This is a genomic window from Microseira wollei NIES-4236, from assembly GCF_020521235.1.
Taxonomy (GTDB): Bacteria; Cyanobacteriota; Cyanobacteriia; order Cyanobacteriales; family Aerosakkonemataceae; genus Microseira; species Microseira wollei.
Genome location: NZ_BLAY01000263.1, coordinates 1 through 9,497, shown reverse-complemented (window position 1 = coordinate 9,497; position 9,497 = coordinate 1). Strand labels below are relative to the sequence as shown.

The 9,497-nt window shown below is 46.3% G+C and carries 10 protein-coding genes; 5 read left to right on the top strand and 5 right to left on the bottom strand.

Going from position 1 to position 9,497, the window contains the following annotated elements; genetic code table 11:
- Positions 1–153 precede the first annotated feature (153 nt).
- Positions 154–744 carry a hypothetical protein gene (locus tag MiSe_RS44850; protein WP_226593117.1) on the bottom strand — a complete coding sequence of 197 codons (591 nt, stop codon included), beginning with the start codon at positions 742–744 and terminating at the stop codon, positions 154–156.
- Between the two features lie 154 nt (positions 745–898).
- Here MiSe_RS44850 and MiSe_RS44845 point away from each other — a divergent pair, with 154 nt between their 5' ends.
- The 3 genes from MiSe_RS44845 to MiSe_RS44835 are packed head-to-tail and all read left to right on the top strand — an operon-like array spanning position 899 to position 2,921.
- Entirely contained in the window at positions 899–1,234 is a 336-nt protein-coding gene (locus MiSe_RS44845) for a DUF565 domain-containing protein (protein ID WP_226593114.1), read from the top strand.
- Between the two features lie 6 nt (positions 1,235–1,240).
- Positions 1,241–2,347 (top strand): glycerate kinase, encoded by a 1,107-nt coding sequence (locus MiSe_RS44840; protein WP_226593112.1) that lies wholly within the window; start codon positions 1,241–1,243, stop codon positions 2,345–2,347.
- A 40-nt stretch (positions 2,348–2,387) separates the two neighbouring features.
- Positions 2,388–2,921, top strand: coding sequence for a DUF2062 domain-containing protein (locus MiSe_RS44835; protein ID WP_226593110.1), 534 nt, complete (start codon positions 2,388–2,390; stop codon positions 2,919–2,921).
- Between the two features lie 81 nt (positions 2,922–3,002).
- Here the strand turns inward: MiSe_RS44835 and MiSe_RS44830 are convergent, their stop codons facing one another.
- The 3 genes from MiSe_RS44830 to MiSe_RS44820 all read right to left on the bottom strand — a co-directional run bounded on the left by MiSe_RS44830 (position 3,003) and on the right by MiSe_RS44820 (position 7,834).
- Entirely contained in the window at positions 3,003–4,880 is a 1,878-nt protein-coding gene (locus MiSe_RS44830; protein WP_226593108.1) for a hybrid sensor histidine kinase/response regulator, read from the bottom strand.
- A gap of 126 nt (positions 4,881–5,006) precedes the next feature.
- Positions 5,007–5,462 carry a response regulator gene (locus tag MiSe_RS44825; protein WP_226593106.1) on the bottom strand — a complete coding sequence of 152 codons (456 nt, stop codon included), beginning with the start codon at positions 5,460–5,462 and terminating at the stop codon, positions 5,007–5,009.
- Entirely contained in the window at positions 5,459–7,834 is a 2,376-nt protein-coding gene (locus MiSe_RS44820) for a PAS domain-containing protein (RefSeq protein ID WP_226593104.1), read from the bottom strand. The genes MiSe_RS44825 and MiSe_RS44820 overlap by 4 nt, the downstream gene beginning before the upstream one ends.
- On the opposite strand from MiSe_RS44820, the gene MiSe_RS44815 reads away from it, so the two are divergent.
- Entirely contained in the window at positions 7,833–8,999 is a 1,167-nt protein-coding gene (locus tag MiSe_RS44815; protein ID WP_226593102.1) for a tetratricopeptide repeat protein, read from the top strand. The genes MiSe_RS44820 and MiSe_RS44815 overlap by 2 nt on opposite strands.
- Before the next feature lie 83 nt (positions 9,000–9,082).
- Positions 9,083–9,283, top strand: a complete 201-nt coding sequence (locus tag MiSe_RS44810) for a hypothetical protein (protein ID WP_226593100.1) — start codon at positions 9,083–9,085, stop codon at positions 9,281–9,283.
- 11 nt (positions 9,284–9,294) lie between these two features.
- Here MiSe_RS44810 and MiSe_RS44805 read toward each other — a convergent pair.
- The coding region (locus MiSe_RS44805) for a hypothetical protein (protein ID WP_226593098.1) at positions 9,295–9,497 on the bottom strand (203 nt) is incomplete at its 5' end.

The following is a 9,497-nucleotide window of genomic DNA, read 5'->3' as shown; positions in this document are numbered from 1 at the left end:
GGGGCACGGCAGGTGCAACATGGTGAGAGTAAACGAAATATTTATCATGCCGTGCCCCCACAAAGGGTTTGGGGTAGGGGCACGGCAGGTGCAACATGGTGAGAGTAAACGAAATATTTATCATGCCCTGCCCCCACAGATCTGATGGGGAATTCAAGGCTGCAAAATCAACTGCCATTCAGATCTCTGATTATTCCATACGGGCGCGCCTGTCTCGCCTACGACATATGGCCCCCAGTAGCGGCTAGAACCATCTTGAGCAAAAGCCACCAAAACATCTCCCCGATTTAGTTTCAGATTACCATCGGGTAGCGCCAACACCAATCCCCGGCTACCCCCTTCTGCGGGGGCAAAATCCCAGTGTGCTGGTACGCCGTAAGCTGGCTGCTTACCAGATTTGGCGGTAGACTGCACGGGTAGCAAAGCTAACCGAACCGGATGAGTGGTTTGATTGCTGACTCGCAAGGTTCCTGCTGCTGTCGCTGGTGCTTTAGAACGAGCCTTGGCTGGATTGGTCGCTGCTAAGGGCTGCGTCAAGGTTGGCGCTGGTGTCGAGTTGGAGGCGGAATTAGAAGCCGGTTTGGTAACGGGTAGCACCTCGGACGAGGTTGGAACGGGTGGAAGTTCGGCTTCTGGGGGTTCAACCGTAATGCTGAACTGCCATTCTCCCATTACTTGCCAGATTACGAGCAAAAATGCTGTAGCAATAATAGCCGCAGCATAAACCTGTAAATTTATTTTCATAGTCCTTACTAATAATTAGTCTTAATATTGAAGCCCTTACAGACTGCCTGTTCGTTATACCAGATCCCCAGTGGCATGGAAAGCACTTTAAGGTGAAAAACATACTCTATACAAGGGCATATCCTCCGCGTCCGGATTTTCTGAGGCAAAATTTATGCAAAACACCCGTCTGAACAATTTACTCGATGTTGTCGGCGCTCGACTGGCGGACTGGCTTCGCAACCCCTGGCGGCGTCTATCCCTGATGGTAATCAGCCTGCTGTTCGGGATTTTTCTGGGAACGGCGATTTCAACCTCAGCCGGACAAGTCGCCGAGTGGGATATTATCGCCGCCGGTTTATTAGTTATATTTACTGAAGCTGCAAGTTGGATTTGTTACAGCATAACTCGCAGAGGAGGGACGCGATCGCTGGCGATCGATATGTTGAATGGAGTCAAAATTGGCCTCACTTACAGTTTGTTTGTGGAAGCTTTCAAATTGGGGTCTTGATCGACTATGACGACTGAATTACTAAGTCAGTTCCTGCAACAGTTAACCGCATCAGAAGCGCTACCTTTATCCGCCATCGAACAATTGGCAGCTTGGGCGTTGGCGGATGAATTAAGGGCGAAAGCGTTTGGCATTACCCCAGCTAATGTGAGGGAGGCGATACGTTTGCGATCGCACCTCTTCCATACAATCTACCCAGACCTGATTCAATTGTGCCAAACAAAAGGTATAAAGCAGCACCCAGCTTGGCTGGAAACCCTCTTCAACCAGTGGTTACCTTTAGCGATGCAGCTAGCAAGTCACCGGAAGCAATTACAACGCCCTTTAATTCAAGGAATTTTAGGCGGACAGGGAACCGGCAAAACCACCCTAGCAGCGATTCTGACTTTAATTCTCAAACACTTGGGATACCGTACTCTGAGTCTTTCCTTAGATGATTTGTATAAAACTTATCCCGAACGCCTAGCGTTGCAACAGCAAGACCCCCGCTTAATCTGGCGCGGGCCACCCGGAACCCACGATATTGATTTAGGTATAAAAGTTTTAGACCAACTTCGCAGAGGGCAAGAAAATCCAAATCTGCAATCTGAAATCTACAATCTCAAATCCATCGCAGTGCCTCGCTTCGATAAATCTGCTTGGGGGGGTGCAGGCGATCGCACACAACCAGAAATTGTGGAAAATATCGATATCGTCCTGTTTGAAGGGTGGTTTGTCGGCGTTCGTCCTATCGATCCCAGCGCCTTCGACAATGCACCGCCGCCGATTGTAACCGCAGATGACCGCAGATTTGCCCGCGATGCCAACGCAAAATTGCAGGATTATTTACCCTTATGGCAACGATTAGACAGTTTGATCGTGCTTTTGCCAACGGATTATCACCTTTCCCAGCAGTGGCGACGACAAGCGGAACAACAAATGATTTCTACCGGAAAATCCGGAATGAGCGATGAAACGGTGGATCGATTTGTTGAGTATTTCTGGAAGTCTATCCACCCAGAATTGTTTATTGGGCCAATGGCGAGAAACTCAGATTGGGTGGATTTAGTCATCGAAATTAATCCCGATCGTTCAATTGGCCTGGTCTACAAGCCGAGCGATCGCTTACCTTAAAGACTAATGCACTTCGCCCATCTCCCCGAGCTCTAACAACATGAGGCAGCGCAGGGTTAATAAATCCTCCCAATCTACATCAGTTGCTCAACGACGGAGCAAACGCAGCCAACGGGATTGGCAGCGACGCTGGCGTTATTTTTACTTGCGCTTTGTGCGCCTTAGAGGCAGTCCGGAAGCGATCGCTAGAGGTGCTGCCGCGGGTGTGTTCGCGGGGTGGTTTCCCCTCATCGCCACCCAGATGGCTGCTGCTATCTTATTAGCCGCTTTAATTAAAGGCAATAAAATTGTTGCCGCCGCCGCAACTTGGGTCAGCAATCCCTTGACATCCATTCCAATTTATGCATTCAATTTCCATGTCGGTCGATGGCTGTTGCGATCTCAGGAGCAATCTTTTGCGGGTGAGAGTATAAGTTCCTGGCAAGGAATGATGCAAATGGGGACTGAGTTTTTAGCCGATTTGTTGGTAGGTTGTTTTGTAGTAGGTTCCCTTTGTTCCGTTGGCAGCTATTTCCTATGTTTGTGGTTCGTGCGTCGCGTGCGCGATAAACGACGCCTCAATGGTAGAAGCTAAAATAGATGATATCAATATTGCTAATTGCTAATAGCTAATTGTTAATTGCCTTTTGGCGATTAGCGATTAGCTATTAGCAAATTATGCCAGCAAATTGTCAGTTAAATTCACCAGTATTTCAAACCTAAAATCATCGACTAAATCTTTTAAAGTGGCTTTCATATCTCCATATTCGTCGGGGATTTGTTCGAGGAGGGCAAAAATATTTTCATCGTCGCCCATAATCGCTGCCCGATTTAAATCCCGATGCCATTGGTCAGGCATAATTTTTAAGTCTTCGCCGGATATGATTCTATTTTCTTTGGCTGACTCTTGCAAACAAGGTTGGGAAGAATCGTAGAGATAAAGCACTCCCAGATGCTCGGCAATTTTTTCTAATAAAACCTCCTCTTGAAACGGTTTAGAAATAAAGTCATTGCATCCCATTGCCATTGTGATTTCTTTTCCTGCTTCCAGCACGCTAGCAGTCAAGGCAATAATCACAGTTGCTTGACCTTTTAAATCAGATCTAATGCGTTTGATCGCTTCATACCCATCCATTACGGGCATTCGCATATCCATCAGAATCAATTGAGGTTCTATCTTTTCCCACAGTTCAATCCCAGCTTGACCGTTTTGGGCTTCAAACACTTCAAAGCCTAGCGGTGATAGCATTTTCACCAGTAAGTGACGACTTTCCCATTTATCTTCGACGACTAAAATGCGATACTGGGGTTGGTTGGGTGCTACTGCGATTGCTCGCGGTTTTCGCACTTTTTGTAGGAACTCATCCGCGTTTGCTGGCGTCACCGTAGTTACCGGAATCTCGCAACTAACAACTGTTCCCTTACCCACTTGACTTGCTATTTTGATATTTCCCCCCATTAATTGGGCAAAATATTGGCTAATTGTCAAACCTAAACCCGTTCCGCCTACTGACTGACGCCCCGCTTCGCCTTGGACAAAAGGTTTAAACAATTTCTCTAAATCTTCCGGCGCAATACCGCACCCTGTATCTTCTATTTCAAATGTCATTAGTAATTGGTTATTGGTCATGGGTGAAACGGAAAAATTTTCCCGATTCCCCAGTTTGACTTGCAGCGTGACGCTGCCCGATTCAGTAAATTTAATCGCATTTGAAAGTAAATTGATTAAAATTTGACGTAACCTGCTTTCATCAGTTTCGATATAATGGGGCGAGTCTGGACTGATGTTAAAATTTATTTGCAAGCCTTTGGATGTGGCTCTAAGTTGAAACATATCTTGCAGGAAGTCAATCAGATTGTACAAATTAAAGCAAGATGGATGTATTTCGATCATTCCTGCTTCAATTTTGGACATGGTTAAAACGTCGTTAATTAGTTCCAGCAAATGCTCGCCGCTTTTACTAACAATTTGTAATTGCTCCTGCTGTTGGGAGTTGAGGTTTTGGTCGCGACTCAGCAGTTGGGTAAAACCCAGGATGGCGTTGAGCGGCGTTCTCAGTTCGTGGGTCATATTTGCCAAAAACTCGCTTTTTGCCTTGTTTGCGGCTTCTGCGGCGCGTTTTGTCTGCTCTAGCTCGATTACCTGTCGCTTGAGCGTCTGGGATAGCTGATGCCGTTCCAAGGCATAGCGGATGGCTCTAACTAGCAAGTAGTGGTTAAATTTGCCTTTAATCAGGTAGTCTTGTGCCCCTAATGATACGGCACTCACGGCGATTTCTTCGTCATCTAGTCCGCTGAGAATGATTACTGGTATGTCTGGAAACTGGGTATGAATTTGACGAAAAGTTTCGAGTCCTTGGGCATCTGGTAAGGTCAAGTCGCTCAGAACTATGTCGATGCCTCCTTGCTGTAGGCAGTCGAGTCCTTCTTCTAAGCTTGTAGCGGTTTCTAGGCGAGGGGAAAATTGTTTAGCTTTGGCTAAATAAATCCGAATTAGATCTATATCTCCTTGGTCGTCCTCAATTAAAAGCATCCTGACAGAGACGTTAAGCATGGTTTTATATTCAATCTTTAGATATTTTTTCGATTTAGAGGATTTTACCAGGAGTAGTTGCTCCCGTATTGGAAGAATGAGTGAAGAAACTTAACAAACCCCTCTGTTCCAAAATTTTTAACAATTTTACCTCAAATTAGGGGGCAGGTGAACTAAGGTTAACCAAAAATGGTCTATAGACTGGATAATATTTGTAAATCCTGCCAAACCGGCGGGTTTTGTGATGTAGGCATTGGCTCCTAATTTGTAGCTCGTCAAAACTTCTTCAGGCGCTTTTGATCCGGTAAGGATAACAACTGGGATTTGTTTAAGCTGTTCGTCGCTTTTGATTGCTTGCAATACTTCGCGTCCGCTTTTGCCGGGGAGATTGAGGTCTAGTAAAATTAGGTCGGGTAGCACCTCATGGGCTGTTTGACGCAGGTAAGCGATCGCTTCCTCCCCGTCATGAACAATTTTTAATTGAATCGTCTCTCGCTGGCGTTGAAAGACGATCGCGATCAGATCTGCATCCCCCGGATCGTCTTCAATTACCAGCACTGCAATCACTTCGCCATTCCCGTTCAATTGAACAGATTTTTTCATGCCGGGATAGTAAAATAGAAAATTGTGCCTTTTCCTGGTTCGGATTCTAGCCAAATTTGTCCGCCATGACGCTCGACAATTTTACGACACAAGGCTAAGCCAATGCCATTACCAGGATAGCGAGAACGGCTGTGCAATCGTTGGAAAATGGCGAAAATCCGCTCGATATATTCCGGTTTGATGCCGATGCCGTTATCTTGCACGGAAATGAGCCATTGTTGTTTTTGCAACGTAGCTGCTATGTGAATTTCCGGAGGGCATTCGCGGCGGAATTTAATGCCATTGGCGATTAAATTTTGAAATAATTGTGCCATTTGGACGGGATTGGCTGACAATGTAGGCAGTGGGGTTGTGGTAATAATAGCGTTGTTTTCTGAGATGGCAAAGCTGAGATCGATTATTACCTGAGATCCCACAGTATTTAAATCAGTTGGTTGTTTATTTAACACTTGTCGCCCCACGCGCGAATAGATCAATAAATCCTCGATCAGCGCTTGCATACGGGTGGCGCCATCGGTGATGTAATCAATGTATTTGTCGGCTATCTCATCCAATTGCTGGCGGTAATCGTGAGCGAGCAATTCGGCAAAACTATTGATTTTCCGCAAAGGTTCTTGCAAGTCGTGGGAGGCGGCGTAGGCAAATTGTTCGAGTTCTTTGTTGGAACGAGTCAATTCGGCGATTGCAGATTGCAATTGCTCTTGGCTATTATGTAAAGCTTCTTGGGCAATTTTGCGATCGCTGATATCGTAAAGTACCCCCACCATGCGCGTTGGCTCACCCAGAGCATTGTAATAAAAGCGACCCAAGGAATCGACCCAGTGAATGCTACCATCAGGCCAAACAACGCGGTACTCGCACTCCAAATCCTGTCGTGAAGCGATCGCAGCTTTTGCTGATGCCTTAATCTGGGGTATATCTTGCGGGTGAATGCGGTTAAACCAGTCGGTGAAGGAACGGCGAGGCGTTCCGGGTTCGTACCCAAAGATTGTTTCGTGGTAGGAAGTCCATATTGTCTCGTTTGTCAGCATATTCCAATCCCACGAGCCGATTTTGGCTAGCTCTAGCGCCAAAGTGAGACGATCGTTGTTTTCCCGCAGCGCTGCTTCTGCTTGCTTGCGCGAGGTGATATCTTCTGTCGCACCGAGAAGCCGCACCACTCGCCCTTCGCCATCGTCCCATTCGGGTTGTATGCGATCGCAAATCCAGCGAATTTCCCCTTGTTTGGTCACAATTCGATACTCCAGCGACCCAGCTTGATTAGTTGAAATTCGTTCGTTAATAAACTGACGGACTACTAACAAATCCTCGGGATAAACCAGATTCAACCAACCATTTTCACCCCCTGGCAATTCCTCAAAAGTATAACCTGTAATTCGGCTCAAATTGGCTGTTGCCCATTCATCAATAATTGCCCCTGACGGAGTGACGTAGCAGGAATAAATGAAATCTGATGTCAGTTCCGAAATGCGGCGATACTTATCTTCGCTCTGACGCAGGGACTTTTCGGCAAGCTGGCGCTCGGTAACATCCGTGACTAAAACAAACCTGGCGGGTCTGCCTAAAAAAGTTAAAGCATTAGAAGTAACTTCTACATCAATAATCGTTCCGTCTTTCTTTTGATGTCGCCACAAACCCGAATTGGCGTAACCTTCAACAGCAAGGTTAGCAACTTTTTCTTGCAGTACTGGAATATCTTCAGGCGGTCGAATGTCGGCAATCGTCATAGCAAGAAACTCATCTTTAGAATAACCATAGTGATGAATTGCCGCCTGATTAACTGCGAGAAAAGCGAGGGTTTCTAGATCGTAAACCCACATAGGCTGGGGGTTATGTTCAAACAGCAAACGATAGGTTTCGCCCTCAAGCAGCGATTCCTCGATCCGCTGAAGTTCATGAGCTTTTGGGGAGAGGTCAAGAATACTTTCGGGGGTGACAATTCCTACCAACTGACCCCGCTCGTCCAAAATGGGGAGATGGCGAATCTGATACTGGCGCAATAGGGACAATACCGTCAGGATGTTGTCATAATTCGACAGGGTGAGGGTAATCACTTCTCGCGTCATCACCTTGGCGATCGCCACCCCAGATAAGTCAACAGAAGCCGCAGTAAGCCTGACTACATCCCGCTCAGTGAATACCCCCAGTAACTGGGACTCCTCCACCACCAAGACACAACTGGTTGTGGTTGGACTGCTAGGAGTCAAATCTGGGGACGAATTTGAGTTGGATACTTGACAAATGTTCCTCCGTGCTTTAATCATCAAATCAATCGCATCGATTACAGAAGTATTTGGCCCCACAATCAAGGGAGAGCGATCGATGACTTGCTCTAGACAGGGAAAATTAAGGAGCCGGTCGGTAAACTGCATGGTTAATATCGAAAAACATCTATCTATAGCGCGATTAATTACACTTTACCGAGAAACCGTTATGTATCAAGAACTATACAACTTAGGGTTAGAGAAAGCTCGTCAAGGCGACCTAGCGGGGGCAATTAAAGAATTTAGCCGTGCTTTAAAGGTGAATCCTCAATTTAGCGATGCCTACTACAAAAGAGCTGTGACGCGCTTTGACTTCGGAGATTTGCCAGGTGCAATTGAAGACTACAACGAAGTTTTGCAGATCCATCCCGCTCATATCAACGCTTACTGCGGTCGAGGTTTAACCAATTTGGCGCTGGGAAATATTGCAGCAGCAATCGAAGATGCGACGCAAGCGACGCGCATCAATTCCAACCATGCTCCAGCATATAGTTTGCGAGGAACTGCTTGCCAAAGATTGGGAAATGTGCAGGCGGCGATCGCCAACTTTAAAAAAGCAGCAGAAATCTATTTAGAACAAAAAGACGCTGTTAAATGCCGTCAGTGTATAGAAACAATTAAAAAGCTTCAGCCACCGCCCCCCGCTGGCGAAAATCAAACCAAAAATCCCCCATTTAATCCTGAAGAATTCATCAACGAAGCGCTGAAAAAATCAATGTTAGGGGATTACGGTGGAGCGATTGGAGACTTAGATTGGGTAATCCAACTCAATCCTCAAGAAGACAAGGCTTACTTTCATCGCGGGTTAATTTATGCCAGATTAGAAAGTAATTGGAGTGCGATTGAAGACTTTAACCAAACAATTAGACTCAAACCCAGCCACGCCGAAGCATATTATCATCGGGGAATTGCCAGGTCTGCAACCGGCGATTATGCGAGTGCGAACGCAGATTTAAACTATGCTGCCAATCTGTTTCGGGAACGAGGAAATATAGCAAGTTATCAACAAGCATTGTCAGAAATTAAAAAAGTAGAAGCATCGCAACAATACCGCAACAAAATGCGAGCAAAACAAGCATATTTATCCAGAGATATTCCGAGAGGCAGACCGAGTTTCAGAGTACAGCAAAGACTAATGATACTCGTTGGCGGTCATTGGGATACAGCGTGGCGACTTGTTGAGTTAGAAAGGGAGAAAAACCCCGGAATGCCAGAAGATTGGTATTGGGAAAAAGCAATTTATAATATAGAGCGCGAGCGCGGATTAAAGTAGAGAACACAAAAATCACACCCCCATCGATATGTAGGGACACGGCATCCACCATCTTTCCGACAAAACCAAAAATTGATCGTGCCTTGTCCCTACCGCGACCATCTTTGATCGCACCCCCATCGATATGTAGGGACACGGCATCCACCATCTTTCTCACAAAACCAAAAATTGATCGTGCCGTGTCCCTACACCATACCCACATCGCTCTGCCGGGACACGGCATCCGCCATCTTTCGGACAAGACCAAAAATTCATCATGCCGTGTCCCTACCGCGACAATCTGAAATAAAAAAAATCAAAGATTGCCCAAGAAACCAACAAAAATCACACCCCCATCGATATGTAGGGACACGGCATCCACCATCTTTCCGACAAAACCAAAAATTGATCGTGCCTTGTCCCTACCGCGACCATCTTTGATCGCACCCCCATCGATATGTAGGGACACGGCATCCACCATCTTTCTCACAAAACCAAAAATTGATCGTGCCGTGTCCC

Bases quoted from the DNA above. Each gene is read 5' to 3' on its own strand.
- MiSe_RS44845 (WP_226593114.1), top strand. From the start codon at position 899: ATGCAAAACACCCGTCTGAACAATTTACTCGATGTTGTCGGCGCTCGA.
- MiSe_RS44850 (WP_226593117.1), bottom strand. From the start codon at position 744: ATGAAAATAAATTTACAGGTTTATGCTGCGGCTATTATTGCTACAGCA.
- MiSe_RS44825 (WP_226593106.1), bottom strand. From the start codon at position 5,462: ATGAAAAAATCTGTTCAATTGAACGGGAATGGCGAAGTGATTGCAGTG.
- MiSe_RS44820 (WP_226593104.1), bottom strand. From the start codon at position 7,834: ATGCAGTTTACCGACCGGCTCCTTAATTTTCCCTGTCTAGAGCAAGTC.
- MiSe_RS44835 (WP_226593110.1), top strand. From the start codon at position 2,388: ATGAGGCAGCGCAGGGTTAATAAATCCTCCCAATCTACATCAGTTGCT.
- MiSe_RS44815 (WP_226593102.1), top strand. From the start codon at position 7,833: ATGGTTAATATCGAAAAACATCTATCTATAGCGCGATTAATTACACTT.
- MiSe_RS44830 (WP_226593108.1), bottom strand. From the start codon at position 4,880: ATGCTTAACGTCTCTGTCAGGATGCTTTTAATTGAGGACGACCAAGGA.
- MiSe_RS44840 (WP_226593112.1), top strand. From the start codon at position 1,241: ATGACGACTGAATTACTAAGTCAGTTCCTGCAACAGTTAACCGCATCA.